This is a genomic window from Marinococcus sp. LNHM4E3-1 (genome assembly GCF_056034405.1).
Map to the genome: position 1 here is coordinate 119,245 of NZ_JBQLID010000006.1, position 21,492 is coordinate 140,736.

The window sequence follows — 21,492 nt, forward strand, 5'->3', positions numbered from 1 at the left end:
AGGAACCGTTGGTGGGAGAGGCAATAGTAATTACATCCGGAAAAGGCGGAGTCGGGAAAACCACGACTTCTGCCAACATCGGTACAGCACTTGCACTGCAGGGACAAAAAGTATGTTTGATTGATACAGATATCGGACTTCGGAATTTGGATGTCGTTATGGGTCTGGAAAACCGGATCATTTACGATCTGGTGGATGCTGCGGAAGGACGCTGCAAGGTGCAGCAGGCATTGATCCGGGATAAAAGGTTCGACTGCCTGCATTTGCTGCCGGCAGCACAGACAAAGGATAAATCTGCGGTGAATCCCGAACAAATGGAGGAAATCGTGGAAACGCTCCGCCCGGAATACGATTTTATTCTTATCGATTGCCCGGCCGGTATTGAGCAGGGATTTAAAAACGCTGTGTCCGGCGCGGACAAAGCGATCGTTGTTACCACTCCGGATACGGCAGCCGTGAGAGATGCTGACCGGATCATCGGTTTGCTTGAAAACGAAGATATTGAACCGCCAAAGCTGGTAGTGAACCGGGTGCGGAGTGATCTTTCAAGGGAAGGCAACGTACTGGATGTGGAAGACGTCGTAGCTACACTCGCAGTGGATCTGCTCGGCATGATTGTAGACGAAGAGCATGTATTAAAAGCAGCACATAAAGGGGAGCCGATTGCGATGAATCCAAACAGCAGGGCTTCGCTTGGGTATCGTAATATTGCCCGCCGGCTGCTCGGGGAATCGGTACCGCTTATGGCAGTGGAAGAAAAGAAAAGCTTTTTCTCCAAAGTGAAAAGTTTATTCGGAATAAAATCATAAAAGGTTAAGGACGGGGAGTATGCTTCCTGTCCTTTTTGTTTGTGCAGAGGAGTCAATTTTGTTTTCTTTAAGAGCTGCGTGGTATAATAATAACGAAAGGGCATGCTGTTTTGGAGTTGATTCCCGAATCGCCTGTCTTTCTTATAAAGGTTTTTACAGAATGAAAGGCTTCGATTATCTATCCGAATGCGCGGAGGAGGAATCACTGATGACTGTTATAGAAAAGCACCCTTATCTTTCCGATGAAGAACGCCAAAAACTGGCACTTTTAAATAAACAAATGCAGGAAGCGGCTTCCGAACAGGAATTGAAGCGGCTTACAACGCAGATCGCCCTGCTTCATGAAAAAGCGAAGGTCAGAGAAGAAAACAAGTCTAACTGAATGACTGCCACCATCATGTGGCAGTCTTTTTCCTTTTGGAAAGAAATGCGCCACTGGAGGAACGTTCAATGGAATTAATTACAAATATGAAAGCCGGGGAAGCAAGAGCGGCCCTGAAACATAATGGAAGAGTGAAAGAGTTCTTTTTTGAGTCGGCAATGGATGACACGGCGGCCGGAGATATCTATAAAGGAAGAGTAGTGGACGTGCTGCCGGGCATGGATGCTGCATTCATAGATATCGGCAAAGGGAAAAAAGGATACCTGCACCGGGACAATATTATGGCGTACCGGCTGCTGAAAGAGCCGCTTGCTGAAAAAAAGCAGCGGGGCATCAAAGATTTTATCAAAAAGGACGAATATTTATTTGTTCAGGTCGTGAAGGAAGAAACGGCCAGCAAGGGAGCCAAGCTTAAGGAAAATTTGTCACTGCCGGGAAAATACTGCGTGTATCTTCCGGATGAGCCGGGACTGTTTATTTCACAAAAAGTGGAAGGGGCAGTAAAGGAAGAATGGCTCGAACAGGAAAAAGCGCTGCCGTTGAACGGAGACGGCCTGATTGTGCGTACGGAGGGCACGGACCAGTCTCTGGATGTAATAAAGAAGGAAGTCTCCCAGCTGCAGAGCCTTTGGCAGGAGATGGTGCTTCGGGGGGAAGAGATGTCCTCTCCGGGAAAGGTATCGCAGGAGGAGCACTTTTTAAAAAAATGTCTGACATATGCTCCTCTGGAATATGTGAAAAGAGTCGCTGTGGACACAAGAGAAGCGATTGAGACGGCAAAAACACAATTCAGCGGATGGGAGCCCGAAAAGCGTCCAGAATTTGTGCTTTTTGAGAACCAGGAAAATATTTTTTCGAAAGAAAATGTGGAAGTTGATCTCGAGCGCGCCTTAAAGCCTATAGCGTGGCTGAAAAGCGGAGGATTTTTACAGATCGAAAAAACAGAAATGTGTATTACCATTGATGTGAATACGGGAAGGTTTACCGGAAAACATGATCTCGGGCACACAATTGTAAAAACAAACCTCGAAGCTGCCACAGAAGTGATGCATCAATTGCGTGTCAGAAATCTCTCCGGGATGATAATGATTGACTTTATACGGATGAATGAAGAAAAAGACCGGCATCATTTAATGCAGGTATTGGAAGAAAAAGCTGCTGAAGACCCACAAAAAATCCGGATTGCCGGCTTCTCCCGTCTTGGCGTTGTGGAGGTGACCCGCCAGCGTTCCCGTCAGAGTCTCGAAGAACACCTGCTCGAACCTTACGGCACAGAGTACGGCAAAGGGTGGAGGCTGTCGGAAAAAGAACTGTTGGAAAGATCAAAACGAATGCTTGGTGCGTGGATGGAAGAAGACGTGGATGCGATCGTACTGGAAGTCCCGGACCGACTGCTCCTCAGGGAAGGAAGGGCACTGTATGATGATCTTCAGCAAATAGCCCCGGGCCGCTTGTTTATCGTTTCTGAACCAAAGGAGCAGGAGGTCGTTGTCCGCTACGCGGGAAGCCTTGAAGTGGCGGAACAAAGAAATCAGGCATTGAAGGCTCAAATGAAGCAGCGGGGAATTGACTTTCGTTTTTAATATATGCTATTATTTGTAACGTTAGTTGTTTGGAAGCACCCAAACTACAACCGCACAAGAACAGGTTTAAGCCCTGGAAAGGCACCTGTATTGGCGAGTCTAAGTGATTAGGAGGTGCAGAGATGTACGCAATTATTGAAACTGGTGGAAAACAGTTAAAAGTAGAAGAAGGCCAGACTATCTTCGTTGAAAAATTAGACGCAGAAGCTGGAGAGAACGTGACGTTCGGCAATGTAGTATTTGTCGGAGGCGACGATGTAAAAGTTGGTTCTCCTTTTGTTGAGGGAGCTAAAGTTACAGGCAAAGTAGAAAGACAGGGCCGTAACAAAAAAATCATCGTTTTCAAATTCAAGAAACGTAAAAACTACCGCCGTAAGCAGGGCCATCGTCAGCCTTACACAAAAGTTACAATCAACAGCATTGACGCGTAGTTATGATACGGGTCACTGTTAGCCGTGACGGGGCAGAGCGTATTCGTTCTGTTACCATGACCGGCCATGCTGAGTCAGGGCCGTACGGCTACGATTTGGTATGTGCCGGCGCTTCGGCAGTATCTTTTGGGGCTGTAAACGCGATGGCATCTCTCTGCCATACTGATCCCGTAGTGGATTTAGGCCAAGAAGGCGGTTATTTTCAGTGCGTGCTTCCGGAAGAAAGCACTGAAGAGGATAAGCGTCAAATGCAGCTTTTGGCAGAGGGAATGATTATCTCTTTGGAGACCATTGCTGATCAGTACGGTGAATTTATATCAATTGAAGAGCATAGGAGGTGAATGTTGATGTTGAAATTAGACCTGCAGTTCTTTGCTCAGAAAAAAGGGGTAGGTAGTACAAAAAACGGTCGTGACTCCATTTCCAAGCGTTTGGGTACCAAGCGCGCTGATGGCCAGCACGTAACCGGTGGTTCTATCCTCGTCCGCCAGCGCGGTTCGAAAATTTTCCCCGGCAACAATGTCGGTAAAGGTGGAGACGATACTCTTTTCTCCAAAATCGACGGTGTTGTGAAATTTGAGCGTGTCGGAAAAAAACGTAAACGCGTGAGCGTTTATGCAAAAGAAGCATAAGACTCGCATCCGTTCAAACAGATATTTTCTGTTTGAACGGATTTTTTTATTGAAAGGGGAGCGAAAGATGCAGGTAACAATTATTGGCTTTTGGCATGCGTTTCCGGAAGCCGGGGAAGCGGCTTCCGGTTATCTGATTGAAGAAGATGGTTTTCAGCTGCTGCTCGACTGTGGAAGCGGAGTGATTTCCCAGCTTCAGCATTACACTGAGCTTAGCGGCATCGACGCTGTGCTGCTGTCCCATTATCATCAGGATCATGTGGGTGATTTCGGAGCTTTCCAGTACTATCGTCTGCTCGAACCCGTCCTCTGGCCGGAAAAGCAGCATGAGACCGCGGTTTACGCGCACCGGGAGGATGAAGAAGGCTTTCAGCGCCTGTTTTATAAAGAAGCCGTACAGCCGACAGAATACCGGGCAGAGGAGCCTTTTACCGCCGGGCCGTTCACCATTACTCCTACAGCTGTAAAACACGCCGTCCCCTGCTTTGGGTTTCGGATTGAAAGCGCAGCCGGCAGCCTATTTTTCACTGCAGATACTTCATATATACCAGAGCTCGAGCAGGCAGCTGCGCAGGTGGATGTACTTATCGCCGAATCCAGCTTTTATGCCGGGCAGGACGGGTCATTCGCCGGCCATATGAATTCAGAGGAAGCAGCGGAGCTCGCCAAAAGGGCTCAAGCAGGTAAATTAATATTAACCCACCTGCCTCATTTCGGAGACCATACACAGCTGAAAAGAGAAGCGGAAAGGATTTTCACAGGACCGGTGGAGCTCGCAGCAGGCGGACTTAAAATAAATATCAGCTGAGGCAGTTAATCATTTCTTCCGGGAAATGATTTTTTTGCGTTTAAATGAAAGCGGTACCGCATGCACCTTTACATATTCTTAACAATCAAACTATTTTCTCTTAACAATTAAATCCTATACTAAGCATTGGGAGCAAAAAGAGTTGCTTTGCCATTAGTACATAAACAAAGAGGAGGAAGTTGCTTTGAAACTCAAAACAGTATGGATGGTTCCAACATTAGCCTCAATGGCAGTATTTGCATCCGCATGTGGCGGTGGGGGAGAAGAACCCGGCGGCTCGGAAGAAAGCTCCGGCAGTGAAGGAAGCGGAGAAGAAAGCGCAGGCCAGGAAGGCGGCGGTTCCGGAGATATTGCTATTGATGGTTCCTCCACGGTTTTTCCAATTATGGAAGCCGTATCGGAGGAATTCGGTAAAGAAAATGAAGATATAGACGCACCGGTGGGTGTTTCTGGCTCCGGTGGCGGTTTTGAGCGTTTCATTGCTGGTGAAACGGACCTTAACAACGCCTCCCGTGAAATTTCTGAAGAGGAGCAGCAGGCCCTTGAGGATGAAGGAATTGAATACACTGAACTTACGATGGCTTACGATGGTATCACTGTTGCTGTAAATCCGGAAAATGATTTTGTGGATGAATTGACCTATGATCAGCTCGACCAGATCTACTCCGACGACAGCGATGCAGAAACGTGGTCCGATATTAACGAAGAATGGCCGGACGAAGAGTTGGACCTTTATGCTCCGGGTACGGATTCCGGCACTCATGATTACTTCGTAGAGAACGTGCTTGGCGGCGATGATCTTTCCCGTAACGCTTCAACGTCCGAAGACGACAACGTTCTTGTTAACGGGGTATCAGGCAGCCAGGGAGCTATTGGGTTCTTTGGATATTCCTACTACAGTGAAAACGAAGATGATTTAAAAGCTGTACCAGTTACAGATGACGATGAAGAAGCTGTAGAGCCTTCGCCTGAAACGATCACTGATGAATCTTATCCACTGGCACGTCCACTGTTTACTTACTTCAAAAACTCTTCTGTGGAAGATGATGAAGATGTAGAAGCATATGTGCGCTTTGCCAATGAAAACGCCGGTGATCTGGCAGAGGAAGTAGGCTATGCAGCAGCTCCTGACAGTGCTTATGAAGAAAACGAAGAAAAAATTGATGAAGTAGCCGGAGAGTAAATAAAAGGCAGTAAAGGGCAAAAAGCGAGGAAGCTTTGACTTCCTTGCTTTTGTACTTGCCTGAAAGAAATCATCTGTAAGGGGATGGACAGCAAAATGGAAGATCGTTCAAAGCTCTCGATCAGCGAAAGAATCGAACAGAAAACAAAAGGCTCCGGCTCTTCAAGCTTTATGGAAAAATTGATGCCGGCTATCTTTTTATCGTGTGCAATTATTTCGATATTAACTACTGTAGGTATCGTGTTCACTCTACTGTTTGAAACAGTAACCTTTTTCCGGGGGGTGCCATTTGCTGATTTTTTTGCTTCCACTGAATGGTATCCATTCTTTTCAGAGCCGCAGTACGGCATTTGGCCATTAGTGAACGGTACGTTAATGATTGCAGGTATTGCCATGATGGTATCTATTCCTTTTGGGCTGGGAGCTGCCATTTATTTGAGTGAGTATGCCTCAGAAAAAGTCCGTAAAACAGTTAAACCAGTTTTAGAAGTATTGGCTGGTATTCCAACTATTGTTTATGGTTTTTTTGCTCTTACTTTTGTGACGCCGATTCTAAGGGCCGTTATCCCCGGCGTGGATGTCTTTAACGCATTAAGTCCAGGGATTATAGTAGGCGTTATGATTATTCCAATGATTGCAAGCCTTTCAGAGGATGCAATGAGCTCGGTGCCGAATTCGATCCGGGAAGGGGCTTTCGCTTTAGGGGCCACACGCATGGAGGTCACGGTGAAGGTAGTTATGCCGGCCGCCTTATCGGGAATCATTGCCTCCTTCGTCCTCGGCGTTTCACGTGCTGTCGGTGAAACAATGATTGTGTCAGTGGCAGGCGGTGCAAGCCCGAGTATGGGAATTGACCCGACAGGAGCGGTGCAGACAATGACAGCGTACATTGTACAGGTGGTCAAAGGAGACGCTGGTTTTGGAACACCGATTTATTACAGTATTTATGCTGTAGGTATGACATTATTTGTGTTCACCCTGGCGATGAACCTGTTGGCTCATTACATTTCTCGACGATTCCGGGAGGATTACTAAATGAAATTTGCAGATACAACAGCACCTAAGGAAGCATACGAAGAAAATACTCAGCGGCTGGGCAAAAGGCATATTTGGAATAAGGCGTTTAAAGGGCTTTGTTTTGCCGCTATGGCTTTTAGCATAGCGATGCTTCTCGTATTGCTGATACGAATACTCACTCAAGGAATTGGTTTTTTAGACTGGGGCCTTGTCGTAAACTTTGCTTCAAGAAACGCAGAGGATGCAGGAATGCTTGCTGCGCTGGCAGGGACGATTTGGTTGATGATGGTAGCAGCACCGCTTTCTTTTGTTTTAGGAGTCGGCACAGCTGTTTATATGGAGGAATACGCTCCGGTAAACAGATTCACCAATCTTCTTCAAACGAATATTTCCAATCTTGCGGGCGTTCCTTCTGTGGTCTTCGGGCTATTGGGACTTACGATATTCAATCGTCTTCTGGGGCTTGGAGCAAGTGTTCTTGCAGGGGGCCTGACCCTGTCTCTGCTTGTTCTTCCTATTATCGTTGTTGCCTCCAGGGAGGCTATTAACGCGGTTCCGACAGACGTCAAGCAGGCCTCCTATGCTATGGGGGCAACTAAATGGCAGACAATCTTCCGGATTGTTATTCCTACATCTCTTCCAGGAATACTGACAGGAACTATTCTGGCACTCTCGCGGGCAATCGGGGAGACAGCCCCAATTCTGGTAATTGGTGCACTGACATATGTTGCTTCCACGCCATCAGATCTGTTCTCCAACTTTACTGCCATGCCAGTTCAGATTTATGACTGGACCGGACGTCCGCAGGAGGAATTTCAAAACATTGCAGCGGCAGGCATTATTATCATACTGCTCATGCTCTTTTTCATGAACTCCATTGCTGTATTTATCCGGACTAAATTCCAAAAACGCTTTTAATATAAGGATCAAAGAAAGGGGAAGCACTATGCAGACTAAGCATGAAAACCGTTCAGTAGAGGGAAACGACAATTTCAATACAGAGGAAAAAGCGCCGCTTGCATACAACGTAGACCAGCTGAATCTCTGGTACGCTGACAACCACGCGCTGCAGAATATTTCGATGGAGATTCCGGAAAAGTCCGTGACAGCCATTATCGGACCTTCGGGCTGCGGGAAATCGACATTTATTAAAACCTTAAACCGGATGACTGAAATGAATCCGATTGTAAAAACGAACGGCTCCATTAAGTACCGGGAAAATGAGATTTTTTCAAAGAATTTCAGTGTCGAGTATCTTCGTACTAAAGTAGGAATGGTGTTTCAAAACCCGAACCCGTTTCCCAAATCGATTTATGAAAATGTAATATACGGTCCGAAAATTCATGGCATCAAGGATAAAAAAACGCTTGATGAGATCGTGGAAAAAAGCTTGAAAAAAGCGGCTATCTGGGATGAAACGAAGGACCGGCTGAAAGAAAATGCTTTCGGGCTCTCCGGTGGTCAGCAGCAGCGTCTTTGCATTGCGCGCTGTCTGGCAATTGAACCTGACATCATTTTAATGGACGAGCCTACTTCTGCATTGGATCCAATTTCTACGCTGAAGATTGAAGAGCTGGTCCAGGAGCTGAAAAAAGACTATACGATTGTCATTGTTACCCACAATATGCAGCAGGCAGCCCGCATTTCAGACAATACTGCTTTCTTCTTAAACGGCGTTATTGTAGAGCATGATCAAACAGATAAAATCTTTTCATCGCCGGCGAAAAAAGAGACAGAAGATTATATTTCCGGCAGATTCGGCTGATCCGGAAGAAAGAGGTTGAATAATGGGCGTTCGAAAGGCGTATGAGCAGGACTTAACGTATTTAAAGCAGGAAATACTAGACATGGGCAAATATGTGAAGTATGCTTTCGAGCAGTCGCTGCTCGCGTTGAAAACCAATGATAATCAGTCACTTGTCCGGGAAATTGTTACAGATGATAAAAATATCAATTCCATGGAATTGAAAATCATGGATGCGGCGACATTAACAATTGCCAAGCAGCAGCCGGTGGCTACAGATCTGCGCAGGTGTATTGTTGCTTTAAAAATGGCCAGCGATCTCGAGCGCATGGCCGATATCGCGGTGGATATTGCAAAAGCTTCAGCCAGGCTGAGCGAAAATAGAAGCCGGGAGGATATTGACCAGTTAATTGATATGGCGGAAATTTCCAGGCAGATGTTTGACCAGGCGATGGAGGCATATGACAATCAGGAACTGATGCATGCCCAGCGAGTCGCTTCTTTGGATGATCACGTGGACAGTAAGTATAAATTGTTTATACAGAAGCAGCTTCGGCAAAGTGCGGATGAAGTGCTGCTGGAAGACATTACTCAGCTGTCTTTTATCGGGCGTTATATTGAGCGTTTTGCAGATCATACGACGAACTTGGCAGAATGGGTCGTTTATGAAGTGAACGGGCACCATTTTGATTTAAACTAGAAATGCATACAATGCAGTCTCCGCCTGATAGCGGAGGCTTTTTTTGTACTGTATGGAGCTCTTTTGCAAACTTGAAGGCAGAGAAGGGGCTGAAAGAAAAAATTTTAACCGGCTGTTATCTCAAATACCTGCTCCAGTCTGTCGATATAAAAAGAGAAGAAGCTGCAGCACACTATCAACTAGTATTGAGTTCAAAAGGCGGAGGTACGGGCATGAGCCATACAGAATATTTGGATATGTTTATTGAAGAAAGCCAGGAGCACATTCAGGCGATTAACGTTCACCTGCTGGAGCTGGAAAAGCAGCCGCAGGATGAAACGATCATAGGGGAAATTTTTCGTTCGGCCCATACGATGAAAGGCATGGCCGGCACGATGGGATATGAGGATTTGACGAATGTTACACATGCTCTGGAAAATGTTCTCGACCAAATGCGTGAAAAAACGAGGCTTGCAGATGCAGAAACGATGGATGTACTTCTTGAAGCAGCAGATGTTGCTGAAGAAATCGTAGAGGATATCGCTTCCGGCGGTGAGGGGAAAAAGGATATACAGGCTATTACGGAAAAGCTGCTTGGTCAAAGCACCCGGCCCGGGGCAGAGCAGGGGACAAAAGAAAAGAATGGCATTGACATGGATTGGAATGAATACGACCGGGCAGTGATCGCCCAGTCCGTGGAAAGTGGTATGCAGGCATATACAGTGCATGTGACCCTTGAGGAGAATGCCATGCTAAAAGCAGCACGTGCCTACATGGTATTTGAAGCTCTTGAAGCAGACGGTCACGTTATTAAATCAGTGCCGGAGGCTTCAGATATTGAAGCGGAGCGATTCGATAACGCATTTACCACAGCAGTAGTAACGACCGCTGCAAAGGAAGACCTGATCAACCAGGTGGCCTCAATTTCGGAAATTGAAACAGTGGTGGCAGAGGAAATTGAAATAACGGGCAGCACAGACTATCAGGAAGGTTTGGTCGAAAAACCGGCTCCGGAAGTAAAAGAAACCAGTTCACTGGAACGTAAACGTACAGAGACGAACAAAACCATCCGGGTTAATATTGACCGGCTGGATAAATTAATGAACCTTTTTGAAGAGCTGGTTATTGATCGGGGGCGCCTTGAGCGTATATCGGAGGAAATACGAAGCAGCGAACTGACAGAAACAGTCGAAAGAATGTCACGGACGACCGGGAGCCTGCAGGAAATTATTTTACATATGCGGATGGTACCGGTGGATCAGGTGTTCAGTCGTTTCCCGAAGATGGTGCGCAGCCTGTCAAGAGACCTTGGCAAAAAGATAGAGCTCGAAGTCATTGGTGCAGAGACGGAACTGGATCGTTCGATTATTGATGAAATTGGGGACCCGCTTGTTCATCTTATAAGAAATTCAATCGATCATGGAATTGAAATGCCCGAAAAGAGAAAGCAGAACGGCAAGCCGGAAGAGGGTCATGTCGAGCTTCGTGCTTATCACAGCGGCAATCATGTGTATATTGAAATTGAGGATGACGGGGGCGGAATTGACCGTGAACGTGTACTCAAAAAGGCCGTGGAAAATGACGTAATAGCTGCCGAGGATGCCGATACGCTGACGGATTACGACGTGCATCAATTCATTTTTTCAGCAGGATTCAGCACTGTTGATGAAGTGACTGACCTGTCAGGGCGCGGGGTCGGTTTGGACGTAGTAAAAAATACGTTTGAATCACTCGGCGGCGTCATCAGTGTGCATTCTGAAAAAGGACGAGGAACCAAATTCAGTATTCAGCTTCCCCTGACACTGTCGATTATTGATGTGATGCTTGTTGATGTGGGTGAAGAGCATTACGGACTGCCGCTTACTTCTATCGTAGAGACAGCAAGTATTAAGAGCAGTAGCATTTTTTATGTGCACAAACGGAAAATGATCGATTTTCGCGGAAATATTATTCCGGTAATGTTTTTGGAGGATGTATTTGAAATTCCGGTGGAACGGGAGTGGGACCGTGAAAATTATTCGGTCGTAGTCGTGCATAAAGGAGAAAAGATGGCCGCTCTGGTTGTCGACAGTTTTATCGGCCAGCAGGATGTTGTATTGAAATCACTCGGCCATTACCTTCGGGACGTACGCGCCATATCAGGAGCCACGATTCTCGGAGACGGTAATGTAGCATTAATTGTAGACACAAACGCTCTATTGTAAGGAGGAAGTATTATGACGGAAGAAAATGTTGTAAAAAAAGTCATTATATTTCGATTGGAGGCCGAAGAATACGGCGTTGAAGTAAATCATGTCCAGTCGATTGAACGAATGCAGAATTTCACCCGTATACCAAATGCTGAAAAAAGTATACGCGGCGTCATTAATTTGCGGGGTGTCATTATTCCAATTATTGATCTTCGAAAAAGACTTTCCTATGAAGAAGTCCCGTATACAGAAGAAACACGGATTTTAATTTTAGCTCTTGAAGGCAATCATATCGGCTTGATCGTTGATGCGGCAAACGATGTGATGGACGTGTTTGAAAGTGAAATTGACGCGCCTCCTCAAGCAGTGTCGAAAGAAGAACAAATGTATTTAAAAAACGTAATCAAAAAAGAAAGCCGCGTATTTACTCTTTTAAATGTGCATGCAGTAGCCGAATCCTTGGAAACGGCGTCTGTTTGATTCCCAGGGCTGTTCTCCTTTAATATAGGAGAAGGAGCCCTTTTTCATATGTGTGAAAAATAAATTAGGGAATAGGGCGGATAGTGGAAATATTTTCACAGGACTGTACGCCGCAGATAGAACAAGGTATGATGTTAACAGCGGCGCCAGGCAGCGTGCGTTCGAAATTTTATATAATGGGGACATGCTTCCATGAGTTTACATCAATCAACCGAAGAAAAGCAGTATGATATCAATATGATGTTTGTATTGTTTTTGTTCGCAGTAGTCAGCTGTTTCTATATTTTTCAGGCTCAGCAGCTCGAACAATACGAAGGCAATTTTATGATCCAGCAGATTATCTTTTTCGTGCTGGCATTCGCTATTATGATGGTAGTTATACATTTTGATTTTGAGTATTATCTGATACTGCACTGGTTTTTATATGCTTTTGGGCTGGCTCTTTTAGCAGGGCTGCTAGTTGCCCCGTCAAGCATTGCCCCAGTGATTAACGGGGCACAGTCATGGTATGTAGTCCCCGGTCTCGGCCAGTTTCAGCCGGCAGAATTTATGAGAATTTTTCTGATCTTGACGCTGAGTGCTATCATTTATAATCACCATACAGAGTACAGCGGGAGCAAAAACATGCGCTCTGATTTTATACTTATAGGGAAAATGTTTCTGCCCACCCTCCCGGTCATTCTTCTTCTGGCAACACAGCCGGACATGGGGAGTGTGATGCTCGTGGGAGCTATTTTTGTTTCTCTTCTGGTGGTTTCGGGGATCTCCTACAAAATATTGACAGTAGCTATCGGCGCTCCACTTTTAGCGATACTTGGATTTGTCATTTCTTTTTTTCAGTTTCCTAATTTGATGGAGCGATTTGTATTTTCCAATATGGACCCTTATCAGGTAAGCAGAATCCAGGGATGGCTGAATCCGTTTGAAAATCAGGACGCAGGTTTTCAGACAGCAAGAGCATTGACTGCCATCGGCTCCGGGAGGCTGTTTGGCAACGACGGGGACCAGGTGTATATCCCGGAAGCCCACACGGATTTCATTTTTGCTGTGATCAGCTCTGTTCACGGCTTTCTGGGCGGTGCGATGGTCATCACCCTTTATTTTGTGCTCCTGTATCAAATTCTTCTGATCAGCATGCGGTCGCATAACGCTTACGGCAAATACATCTGTGCAGGTGTTATTGGATTGTTTGCTTTCCAGATATTTCAAAATATCGGACAAAGCCTTGGCCTTCTGCCGGTCACCGGCTTTACGCTTCCACTGCTCAGCTACGGAGGAAGCTCGCTTGTCGGCACCATGTTTATTTTAGGTATCGTAATGAGTGTACGCTATCATTCAAAAAATTACTTCTTTGCCCACCACAAAAATCAGTAAAGCCAGCCGAAATCCGGCTGGCTTTTGTTTATGGTTTTTTGATATGCATGGAATTCTTTGGTGCTCTGGCTCTTCCCGAAGATGAGAAAAGCTGTTCACTCTGCCTTTGCACGGCCGAGATGAGCGTATCGAGTTTACGCTCCATCCGGTAAACAAGAAAAAAGGCAAGTGCAACAGCCGCTCCCTGGTCTCCGGCCAGCTGTATCCATTCCTCCATGAAAAATCCTCCTTTATAAAGAATCCCCCAGCCGAGGGGGCTGAGGGAATCGGATTAATTGGTTTCCCAGATAGTGTCTACGTTTCGTTCTACGACTCTTGCATACACTTTTTTAGTAACAATGCCATCGCTTGTGAAAAAGGCTTCCTTAGCAATAATGGTGTCCATTAATGTCTCTACTGCTGTTTCATCCACCGGTTCTGCCGGGTTTTCGATAGAAAGAGTAGTAGCTTTGCCGAAATCACTTTCAAAACGCAGCTGCAGTTGCTTGCTCATCATCTTCACCTCCTGTATTTAAAGCTACTGCCGTTTTACAACGGGGCCGGAGCCTGCATGGTGTACTCGTTGTTGCGCTGCACGCTTTGTACAACGTACGGCTGAAGTGCGGCAAGGCCATCCGCAATTTCCTGGAGGTCATCGTCTGAAATTTCAGGGTTTATGCTGCGGAATGTTTTTCGTTTGTAGTCACCGCTGCCGTCTTCGCCAGGTCCTAAATAAAATTCAAAAGAAAGATCAGTTTTTGTTAATTGAGCCATTGTGTCTCACCTCCTTTCACCGTATATATTGACGTGCCGAAGCAAAAGGGGGGAGGGAGCTGTGTTTATTTTACGAAGGTTATGGGAATATCACCATGGAATGTTAAACGAAGGAGGATTTACAATGAACGTACTGGTAATTGGAGCGAACGGAAAAATTGCACGTCACCTGGTGGAAGAATTGAAGGACACGGATCACCACGTAACGGCGTTAATTAGAAAAGAAGAACAGTCAGAAGAATTGAAGAGCCTTGGGGCGGACGAAACGGTAGTCCGTGATTTGGAAGGAGATATTTCCGATGCGTTTGCCGATAAAGACGCAGCGGTCTTTGCTGCTGGGTCAGGCGGCCATACAGGACCGGATAAAACCACCATTATTGACTTGTGGGGGTCGAGAAAATCAGTGGAAGCCTCCAAAGCCCACGGGGTAAAACGCTTCATTCAGGTAAGTTCGATGAATACGGATGAACCGGAAAACGGCCCGGAAAAAATGCGCCATTACTTTATTGCTAAGCGCGTAGCCGATGATTACCTTGAAGAAAGCGGCCTTGATTATACCATTGTACGGCCGGGAGTGCTCACAAACGATGATCCGAGCGGCACTGTACAGTTAAAACAAAAACTGAATGAAAAAGGCGAAATTCCACGTGCTGATGTGGCTAAAGTGATCGCCGCATCTTTGGATACACCTGGTACTATCCGCAAAAAGTTTGATCTGATCAGCGGCGACCAGGAAATTATTGCAGCGCTCAACGAATTATAGGAAGGAAAGCAAACAGCCGGGGCCCAACGCAGCCGGCTGTTTTTACATAATAACCGCATGGGAGGCAAAAGCGCCATGACGAACAGTTCAGGCCCCCGGATTTCCGGGCGTGCCCTATGGTTAAACTTTTTCCTGCTGTTTGCAGTTGGTATTGTTATCATTGCTGCTGTGTTTCAGGGGGAAACTTTAACATACATAAACAGCTTATTTTCCTTTAATACAGCTGCTGCCGATAGTCTCACCGGAGCCTGCACGGGAATAGCGGCAGGATTTTTCGCCTGGGGGGCGTATAAAAAGCAGTGGTTTGCCGTGCCGGACAACACATATACCGATCTCTTAAAAGAACTGATCCGCCGGCGGGGGAGCTTTTGGGCTGTAACAGTTGGAGCGGCAGTATCAGAGGAAATATTGTTTCGGGCAGCAATGCTTGGAACACTGGTGCTTGTACTGCCGGACATCTTTGCTTTATGCGTTACTTCATTTATTTTCATGCTGGTGCATGTGCCTCAATACGCCGGTCAGCAGCTGATTCATGCATGGATTTTTGTCCTGGGCCTGCTGCTCGGAGGCCTGCTTTTATGGCAGGGAACGCTGTGGGGGGCTGCGGCTGCTCATGCCGGATACAATGCGGTCTCCTTTCTGATTTGGAAACGAAGTGAAGCACTTCAGGAATAATCACTCTGAACCGGCGGGGCGGAAATGTCAGTAGCTTTTGCCAGTCTGGTGACGCTCCAGGCGGAGCTGTGCTTTCTCCTGCTCTTCCGAAGAAACGAGATAATAGCTTACCCCGTTCTCTTCAGCAGAAGCTCCATGAATTTCAGTCGTCTGGATCTGGGTGAGGGCAGGAGTATAGTGGTAAGAAAAGCTGCGGATATCCTGAAACGTCATATCGGTCTGTATGTGGTCACCGAGGGCGTAAAGCAGTTCTTCCGCTTTACGGAGCGTAGCCGGACTTTTTGCTTTTTCAAGAAGTGCTTCGAGCACCTGCTGCTGGCGGAGGTTCCGACCCAGATCGCCCCGTGGGTCCTGCTTGCGCATGCGGACGTAATATAATGCCTGTTCGCCATTTAAATGGAGGTTTCCCTTCGTGTAGGTGAAAGGCTCTCCTTCGTCCTTGACGAATTCCAAATCGTTTTGCACTGTAACTCCGCCGTAAGCATCAACCACCTCCCGGAACCCTTCCATATCAGCTTCGACGGTAAAATCGATGGAGGTGTCCAGAAATTCTTCCGCTGTTTTCTTCAGTAAGGGCATGCCTCCATAGCTGTAGGCATGATTTATTTTATCCATACTGTCTCTTCCTGGAATGGAAACCTTAGTGTCTCTTGGAATATTAAAAAGCAGCGTGGATTCGTTCCCGGAATGGATAGAGATAATCATAATCACATCAGCGCGGGAAACTGTCTCTTCTTTATCTGTCCCCGCTATTAGAATAATCTGAGGTCCGGAAACAGTAGAAAAATCCTCCGGCGCTGTTTCCGTGGTGATTTTCTCTTTTTGTCCAGCAGTTATAGTGTAATAATAGTAAAAGAGTCCGCCGAGAGATAGGAAGCATGTAAGCAGGAAAGTAATCATAAAAAACAAGTATACGTTTCGCATAGTTGGACGTCCTGTCTGTAAAAGTCAAAATCTCTATTTTTATATCGGCAGAAAAGGGAATATATCCAGTAGGCAAGGGTGCTCCCTGCGTTGACAAAAAAAGAGCGTAACGTTATATTCAACGTTACTGCTATTTATAATCTCGTTAGGTGAGGCTCCTGTGTAGATACAAGCTTATGCCCAAAAATGTCTAAAGACGCCAATGGGTCAACAGAATCCATCGAATTAAGGTGTTTTCTAATGAAGCTGGATAATATATTCCTACGCTATGCAGTGCTAAAGCTCGACGAAGGGGAACAGAACGGGCATATACGATGACTGGCTGATTATGCACGTCTTCCCAACGGTGGAAGGCGTTTTTTGTTTGAAATAAGTGTCAGACGGAAGAAGTACAGCTGCGTGTCTGGCCTGGAGAGGAGGAAAAAGGATGGAGAAATTAAACGAACAGGCACGGGAGGAATTCGTGGAATTAATAGCGGAGTCTTTGCAGCAGGAGCGCATAGAAGCGTTTCGTGAATTATTTTTGGATTTGCACCCTGCAGACCAGGCAGAAGTTTTTCTTGAGCTTGATGAAGAACGGGCAGTAGTGTATAAGTTTTTGTCCCCGGAAGAATTCGCTGAAGTATTCGACAGCTTTGAACCCGAAGTGCAAAAGGAAGTAGCTCTGCAGCTGAACGATCAGTATGCTGCCGAAGTATACAATAATATGTATGCAGATGATGTTGCCGACTTTCTGGGGGAGCTTGAGCCGAGGCAGATGACACATATTCTGCAGGCGATGGATCAGGAGGACGCCAATGACGTCCGGGAGCTGCTCGCCTATGAAGATAAAACGGCCGGTGCCATCATGACAAAAGAATTTGTTTCCATCAAAGCAACGGATACAATTGATGAAGTGATTGACCATCTGCGGCGGGAGGGCCCGGATGCAGAAACGATCTATTATCTGTATGTAGTGGATGAAGAGGAGAAGCTGGCAGGTGTCGCTTCGATCCGTGACTTGATTGTAGCAGACTCAGACCGCACGGTTTCTGAGGTAATGAGCAGCCGTGTCGTGTCTGTCCACGTAGATGATGACCAGGAAGAGGTCGCCCAGCTGATACAGAAGTATGATTTTCTGGCAACTCCTGTTATAGACAGTGAAGGGAGGCTTGCGGGAATTGTAACCGTGGATGATGCACTCGATGTGCTCGCAGAAGAAGCTTCGGAAGACATTGGAGAAATCTCCGGGTCCCGTGGTTCCACAGATGTGAGTGTTAATGCATTTAAAGCAGCCAGACTCCGTGCTCCCTGGATTATCCTGCTGATGTTTTTAGGGCTGTTTACAGCCCAGGTAATCGGCTGGTTTGAAAGCACCCTCGAAAGTGTCGTTCTGCTTGCCGCGTTTATTCCGATGATTATGGGGTCAGCCGGAAACACGGGCACGCAGTCGCTTGCTGTGTCTGTGCGTGCGCTTGCAACGGGAAACATTGAACGAAAAGGGCTGTGGCGTACGATCAGCCGGGAATTTTCCACGGGAATTATGATTGGGGTGGCCTCAGGAATTGTGATTACGATCTTATTGTATCTTTTTTACGGGGAGCCCCTGATAGGAGTAATTGTCGGTTTTTCCATCATGATTTCACTTGGAGTGGCTAGTGTTATCGGCACGCTGGTGCCGCTTGTAATCAACAAGCTGAAGCTCGACCCTGCCATTGCTTCAGGACCGTTCATTACAACGCTCACTGATATTATCAGCCTGCTGATTTATTTCACAGTAGCTTCGTCGCTCATCCAGAGCATTTAAGAACAGATTTTTAAAAAGAATAATGAAAAAAGGGGAGACGCTGTCTCTTCTTTTTTGTGGGCAGTTAATTAGATTAACAATTGCGCGGTGTGATAAACTATCACTATCCTGGATGAAAAGGAGCGAGGGCTTTGCAGTTAACAACCTATACGGATTATGCATTACGGATGGTAATGTACCTGGCCGCTCATGATGAAGACGAGTCCCTGCATAGTATTAAACAAATATCGACTGCATACTCCATTTCGTACAACCATCTGACTAAGGTTGGGCATGAGCTGTCGAAGCTTGGCGTCATTCACACGGTGAAAGGCCGGAACGGAGGAATTCGTTTGGCCAAAGAACCGGAAGAAATTAACATTGGCTGGCTTGTAAGGCAGACAGAAGATAATCTGACGCTGGTGGAATGCTTTGATCCAGAATCGAACCAGTGTATTTTAGCAGGCAGATGCCGGCTCCAGGGTGTTTTGGGAGAGGCTTTGAAAGCGTATTTGTCGGTACTCGATAAGTATACGGTCAAAGACCTCACAGTAAACAAGGAAATGCTTCATGCTCTGTTTGCAGCTTCAACGGCAAAAAATCAGCCGCCGATTTCTTTTTCTTAAGAAAAGATATCATCGTGCTTGCCCCGGTCACGGTGACATTCGTTAATCATCCAGGAAACCAATTATACATAATAAAGCAGCAGCCCTGTTGAAACGGGACTGCTGCTTCTTTTCATACTCTGAAGGTTAGTTTGTCTCTTCAAAGCGCCGCAGGTCGTTATTGTGACCGATAGCAATAAGCACGTCTTCTTTGAAAAGGCGGTCCTGGGCTGTGGGTGATATATTAACCTCTTTGCCGCGGCGGATGCCGAGAACGGTAACCCCGAATTTGGCCCGGATATCGAGCTGGGCGAGGGTCTTTTTATGCATGGATGCTGGTGCAGTAATCTCTATAATGGAATACTCTGCGGAGAGCTCAATATAGTCAATGACACGGTCAGAAACGAGGTGCTGGGCGATACGGTTGCCCATGTCATGCTCCGGGTGGATAATCTTATCTGCCCCGATTTTATCGAGAACCTTGTGGTGGTGAAAGTTTTGCGCTTTTACCCAGACCGAAGGGATGTCCATCTCCTTTAATAAGAGGGTGCATAAAATGCTTGCCTGAAGATCATCACCAATAGCGACAATCACGTGATCAAAATTTGTAATCCCCAGGTTCCTTAGTTCTTTTTCATCTGTGCCGTCGGCGACGGCGCTGTACGTAGAATGATTGGTAATGTCGTCGAGTTTTTCTTCATTATTGTCAATGGCCAGCACGTCATGACCGAGCTTGTACAATTCTGTACTGACGCTGACACCGAATCGCCCGAGACCGATAATGGCAAATTGTTTTTTCACACGGCGTTCTCCTTTGTCTGAAGCTTGGGGTCGTTTTCCTGTAATTGTATCGTTAATGTACCGCCGCAGTCGTGATTTGTCAAACGGGAGCCGGATGAAGGACTTGATCGTCTGATAAAGCGGAACGGCCGGAGAAATAAAGATGAAGGCAGCGCTCTGTCTGTTTTTTTAAATTAGCGTTTAAATGAGAGGTCCGGCCTGAGCCGCTGTTAAGATAGTACACGTAGTGTGTGAAAACACCGTCATTTTCTTCAAAAACGACCCTTATATTCTTTTTTTTCATGTAGAGACGCAGCTGATCGAGGTCGTGCCCAAGAGTATCGAAAGCCTGTTGAAACAACCGTTCGTAGGGTTCCTGCAGGCGGACGTCAGAAGATTTAAGCGCCTGTGTATCGAGCGTCAGTACTTTTTTTACAATCGGAAGGAGGACAGCATAATGGATAACGATATGTTCTTTTTCTGTTATAACCATTCTGTTCTCCCCCTTGCGTTGCATGATTAAATTCATTATACGAATACATGTTCCCGTTTTTCAATAAGATTTTTCATTTGCTCCGAATTTTTTTGAATTGTATAGCTCGAATTTTTGCAGGAAATGGTCTATAATGAAGTTATGTAAGCGGATACATTAAGCTTTTATTCTTCTTGGAGTTGTCGGACAATTAGTTTTACTGGCGTCAAAGGTGGGTATAGTGCAGTACACACAAAATTTATTGGCAATCAATAGATAGGCATTGGGAGGCCATGCGCGCGTCGCCCGCTTTAAAAAAGATCAGCGCCCGGCGGGTGCTGCAATAAGAACAGGGGGTTCGGCGAATATGTTACATCCAACTCATGAGCAGCATTTTATGAAAAAAGTGAAACCAATTCAAAATGGTAGAAGACCTTCAAGGCAGATTCTTCAGTCTCTATATGCTCAAATGATGATGGAGTATGCTGTGTTTGAATTTAACAGAGAGCGGCTTCTGCAAAAAATTGATGACTCCCTGGATATGCATGACGAAAAAGCTTTTCAGGAATGGACAGAGGCTTATAAAGAATTGATGAGCGAATATAAAGATGGCAAAGTATTATTCGAACAAGGCTATAAATTAGAGCTTGAATTTGAATGAAGATTTATATCAGCACCCTTTGGGCTTCCCTGAAGGGTGTTTTTTTCATGTCATAACAAATCAGAAAAAGTCACTGCCGGTCTTTACGGTGTTGGCGTTTTTTTGTATTGTTCTTTATACTGGGAAAGAAAAGAAAAGCGAAGGAGGCAGAGCTGGTGATACTTTCCGACCAAACAATCCGTTCAATGATGGAACAGGGCGATCTTAGTATCGATCCATTAGAGGACCATCAGATCCAGCCGGCATCGGTGGACATTCGTCTGGGTACTCACTTTCTAAAAATCGACGAGAACGCTATCGAGTCCATTCAACTGGACCGGCCCGCTAAATATGTGGAATTTGAAAGTGATCAGGTAATTATTCCCCCGCATTCGTTTCTGCTTGCGACCACAAAAGAATACATCAGGCTCCCCCAGCATATTACAGCCTTTGTGGAAGGAAGAAGCTCTATCGGACGGATGGGACTCTTTATTCAAAATGCAGGCTGGGTGGACCCGGGGTTTGAAGGGGAAATCACGCTTGAGCTTTATAACGCCAATCGTCTGCCTATTCGTTTAACGTCCGGCAGGCGGCTCGCACAGCTCGTTTTCGCTGAGATGGATCAAAAAGCCGGTTCTCCTTATGCGGGCAAATACCAGGGACAGCGGAATGCGATGGGAAGTCACGCCTTTTTGGATCAGGAAAACGAATAAAACTGCGCGGGGCTAATACATAGCTGAAATGAGAAATAATGATTTAAAAGACTCGTGACCTTTACTGTTCACGGGTTTTTTCGAGGTAAGC

Annotated in this window: 27 protein-coding genes, 1 riboswitch and 1 other annotated feature; of the genes, 21 read left to right on the forward strand and 6 right to left on the reverse strand. The window is 46.1% G+C overall.

The window, feature by feature from the left end; genetic code table 11:
• Nucleotides 1–11 precede the first annotated feature (11 nt).
• From minD to ACTRXI_RS08415, 15 genes are all read left to right on the forward strand, one after another.
• On the forward strand, nucleotides 12–809 hold the full coding sequence (gene minD / locus ACTRXI_RS08345; protein ID WP_319631120.1) for a septum site-determining protein MinD: 798 nt from the start codon (nucleotides 12–14) through the stop codon (nucleotides 807–809).
• A 208-nt stretch (nucleotides 810–1,017) separates the two neighbouring features.
• Nucleotides 1,018–1,191, forward strand: coding sequence for a hypothetical protein (locus tag ACTRXI_RS08350; RefSeq protein WP_022793174.1), 174 nt, complete (start codon nucleotides 1,018–1,020; stop codon nucleotides 1,189–1,191).
• Between the two features lie 68 nt (nucleotides 1,192–1,259).
• The gene (locus ACTRXI_RS08355; RefSeq protein WP_474261967.1) at nucleotides 1,260–2,774 is read left to right on the forward strand and encodes an Rne/Rng family ribonuclease; all 1,515 of its coding nucleotides are present in this window, start codon (nucleotides 1,260–1,262) and stop codon (nucleotides 2,772–2,774) included.
• A gap of 38 nt (nucleotides 2,775–2,812) precedes the next feature.
• Nucleotides 2,813–2,885 (forward strand) — a sequence feature (ribosomal protein L21 leader region).
• 11 nt (nucleotides 2,886–2,896) lie between these two features.
• Nucleotides 2,897–3,205: a 50S ribosomal protein L21 gene (rplU, locus tag ACTRXI_RS08360; protein WP_322526483.1), complete on the forward strand. Its 309-nt coding sequence runs from the start codon at nucleotides 2,897–2,899 to the stop codon at nucleotides 3,203–3,205.
• A gap of 2 nt (nucleotides 3,206–3,207) precedes the next feature.
• Entirely contained in the window at nucleotides 3,208–3,546 is a 339-nt protein-coding gene (locus ACTRXI_RS08365) for a ribosomal-processing cysteine protease Prp (RefSeq protein WP_474261969.1), read from the forward strand.
• A gap of 6 nt (nucleotides 3,547–3,552) precedes the next feature.
• On the forward strand, nucleotides 3,553–3,837 hold the full coding sequence (gene rpmA, locus ACTRXI_RS08370) for a 50S ribosomal protein L27 (protein ID WP_022793178.1): 285 nt from the start codon (nucleotides 3,553–3,555) through the stop codon (nucleotides 3,835–3,837).
• Between the two features lie 67 nt (nucleotides 3,838–3,904).
• Nucleotides 3,905–4,645 (forward strand): MBL fold metallo-hydrolase, encoded by a 741-nt coding sequence (locus tag ACTRXI_RS08375; protein WP_474261971.1) that lies wholly within the window; start codon nucleotides 3,905–3,907, stop codon nucleotides 4,643–4,645.
• A 184-nt stretch (nucleotides 4,646–4,829) separates the two neighbouring features.
• A complete protein-coding gene (locus tag ACTRXI_RS08380) occupies nucleotides 4,830–5,828 on the forward strand; it encodes a PstS family phosphate ABC transporter substrate-binding protein (RefSeq protein ID WP_474261972.1) in 999 nt (332 codons plus the stop codon).
• A gap of 84 nt (nucleotides 5,829–5,912) precedes the next feature.
• A complete protein-coding gene (gene pstC / locus ACTRXI_RS08385; RefSeq protein ID WP_462865526.1) occupies nucleotides 5,913–6,863 on the forward strand; it encodes a phosphate ABC transporter permease subunit PstC in 951 nt (316 codons plus the stop codon).
• Entirely contained in the window at nucleotides 6,864–7,763 is a 900-nt protein-coding gene (gene pstA / locus ACTRXI_RS08390; RefSeq protein ID WP_474261974.1) for a phosphate ABC transporter permease PstA, read from the forward strand.
• Between the two features lies 1 nt (nucleotide 7,764).
• A complete protein-coding gene (gene pstB, locus ACTRXI_RS08395) occupies nucleotides 7,765–8,610 on the forward strand; it encodes a phosphate ABC transporter ATP-binding protein PstB (protein WP_474262074.1) in 846 nt (281 codons plus the stop codon).
• Nucleotides 8,611–8,632: 22 nt separating this feature from the next.
• Complete coding sequence (phoU, locus tag ACTRXI_RS08400; protein WP_474261976.1) at nucleotides 8,633–9,289, forward strand: phosphate signaling complex protein PhoU; 657 nt, start codon at nucleotides 8,633–8,635, stop codon at nucleotides 9,287–9,289.
• A gap of 212 nt (nucleotides 9,290–9,501) precedes the next feature.
• On the forward strand, nucleotides 9,502–11,472 hold the full coding sequence (locus ACTRXI_RS08405) for a chemotaxis protein CheW (protein ID WP_474261978.1): 1,971 nt from the start codon (nucleotides 9,502–9,504) through the stop codon (nucleotides 11,470–11,472).
• Nucleotides 11,473–11,484: 12 nt separating this feature from the next.
• Nucleotides 11,485–11,937, forward strand: a complete 453-nt coding sequence (locus tag ACTRXI_RS08410) for a chemotaxis protein CheW (RefSeq protein WP_474261980.1) — start codon at nucleotides 11,485–11,487, stop codon at nucleotides 11,935–11,937.
• Nucleotides 11,938–12,129: 192 nt separating this feature from the next.
• Nucleotides 12,130–13,311, forward strand: coding sequence for an FtsW/RodA/SpoVE family cell cycle protein (locus ACTRXI_RS08415; RefSeq protein ID WP_474261982.1), 1,182 nt, complete (start codon nucleotides 12,130–12,132; stop codon nucleotides 13,309–13,311).
• Nucleotides 13,312–13,339: 28 nt separating this feature from the next.
• On the opposite strand, the gene ACTRXI_RS08420 is transcribed toward ACTRXI_RS08415, so the two are convergent.
• From ACTRXI_RS08420 to ACTRXI_RS08430, 3 genes are read right to left on the reverse strand one after another with little or no spacing between them, the layout of a single operon-like run.
• A complete protein-coding gene (locus ACTRXI_RS08420) occupies nucleotides 13,340–13,528 on the reverse strand; it encodes a hypothetical protein (RefSeq protein WP_474261984.1) in 189 nt (62 codons plus the stop codon).
• Between the two features lie 54 nt (nucleotides 13,529–13,582).
• Complete coding sequence (locus tag ACTRXI_RS08425; protein WP_474261987.1) at nucleotides 13,583–13,804, reverse strand: DUF2922 domain-containing protein; 222 nt, start codon at nucleotides 13,802–13,804, stop codon at nucleotides 13,583–13,585.
• A gap of 35 nt (nucleotides 13,805–13,839) precedes the next feature.
• Nucleotides 13,840–14,064, reverse strand: a complete 225-nt coding sequence (locus ACTRXI_RS08430) for a DUF1659 domain-containing protein (RefSeq protein WP_474261989.1) — start codon at nucleotides 14,062–14,064, stop codon at nucleotides 13,840–13,842.
• A gap of 124 nt (nucleotides 14,065–14,188) precedes the next feature.
• Here ACTRXI_RS08430 and ACTRXI_RS08435 point away from each other — a divergent pair, with 124 nt between their 5' ends.
• Together ACTRXI_RS08435 and ACTRXI_RS08440 are read left to right on the forward strand one after the other, a co-directional pair.
• Nucleotides 14,189–14,827, forward strand: coding sequence for an SDR family oxidoreductase (locus ACTRXI_RS08435; RefSeq protein ID WP_474261991.1), 639 nt, complete (start codon nucleotides 14,189–14,191; stop codon nucleotides 14,825–14,827).
• A 75-nt stretch (nucleotides 14,828–14,902) separates the two neighbouring features.
• A complete protein-coding gene (locus ACTRXI_RS08440) occupies nucleotides 14,903–15,502 on the forward strand; it encodes a CPBP family glutamic-type intramembrane protease (RefSeq protein WP_474261993.1) in 600 nt (199 codons plus the stop codon).
• A 27-nt stretch (nucleotides 15,503–15,529) separates the two neighbouring features.
• On the opposite strand, the gene ACTRXI_RS08445 is transcribed toward ACTRXI_RS08440, so the two are convergent.
• Nucleotides 15,530–16,426: an LCP family protein gene (locus tag ACTRXI_RS08445; protein ID WP_474261995.1), complete on the reverse strand. Its 897-nt coding sequence runs from the start codon at nucleotides 16,424–16,426 to the stop codon at nucleotides 15,530–15,532.
• A gap of 134 nt (nucleotides 16,427–16,560) precedes the next feature.
• A riboswitch (M-box (ykoK) riboswitch) is annotated at nucleotides 16,561–16,728 on the forward strand.
• Between the two features lie 125 nt (nucleotides 16,729–16,853).
• Here ACTRXI_RS08445 and mgtE point away from each other — a divergent pair.
• Both mgtE and ACTRXI_RS08455 read left to right on the forward strand, forming a co-directional pair.
• Complete coding sequence (mgtE, locus tag ACTRXI_RS08450) at nucleotides 16,854–18,212, forward strand: magnesium transporter (protein WP_474261996.1); 1,359 nt, start codon at nucleotides 16,854–16,856, stop codon at nucleotides 18,210–18,212.
• Between the two features lie 131 nt (nucleotides 18,213–18,343).
• Entirely contained in the window at nucleotides 18,344–18,817 is a 474-nt protein-coding gene (locus ACTRXI_RS08455; protein WP_474261997.1) for an RrF2 family transcriptional regulator, read from the forward strand.
• A gap of 126 nt (nucleotides 18,818–18,943) precedes the next feature.
• Here the strand turns inward: ACTRXI_RS08455 and ACTRXI_RS08460 are convergent, their stop codons facing one another.
• Both ACTRXI_RS08460 and ACTRXI_RS08465 read right to left on the reverse strand, forming a co-directional pair.
• Nucleotides 18,944–19,597: a potassium channel family protein gene (locus ACTRXI_RS08460; RefSeq protein ID WP_322526465.1), complete on the reverse strand. Its 654-nt coding sequence runs from the start codon at nucleotides 19,595–19,597 to the stop codon at nucleotides 18,944–18,946.
• Between the two features lie 79 nt (nucleotides 19,598–19,676).
• Nucleotides 19,677–20,069 carry a YhjD family protein gene (locus ACTRXI_RS08465; protein WP_474261998.1) on the reverse strand — a complete coding sequence of 131 codons (393 nt, stop codon included), beginning with the start codon at nucleotides 20,067–20,069 and terminating at the stop codon, nucleotides 19,677–19,679.
• 346 nt (nucleotides 20,070–20,415) lie between these two features.
• On the opposite strand from ACTRXI_RS08465, the gene ACTRXI_RS08470 reads away from it, so the two are divergent.
• Nucleotides 20,416–20,709 carry an IDEAL domain-containing protein gene (locus ACTRXI_RS08470; RefSeq protein ID WP_322526463.1) on the forward strand — a complete coding sequence of 98 codons (294 nt, stop codon included), beginning with the start codon at nucleotides 20,416–20,418 and terminating at the stop codon, nucleotides 20,707–20,709.
• A gap of 155 nt (nucleotides 20,710–20,864) precedes the next feature.
• Entirely contained in the window at nucleotides 20,865–21,401 is a 537-nt protein-coding gene (dcd, locus tag ACTRXI_RS08475; RefSeq protein WP_474261999.1) for a dCTP deaminase, read from the forward strand.
• Nucleotides 21,402–21,492: the final 91 nt, after the last annotated feature.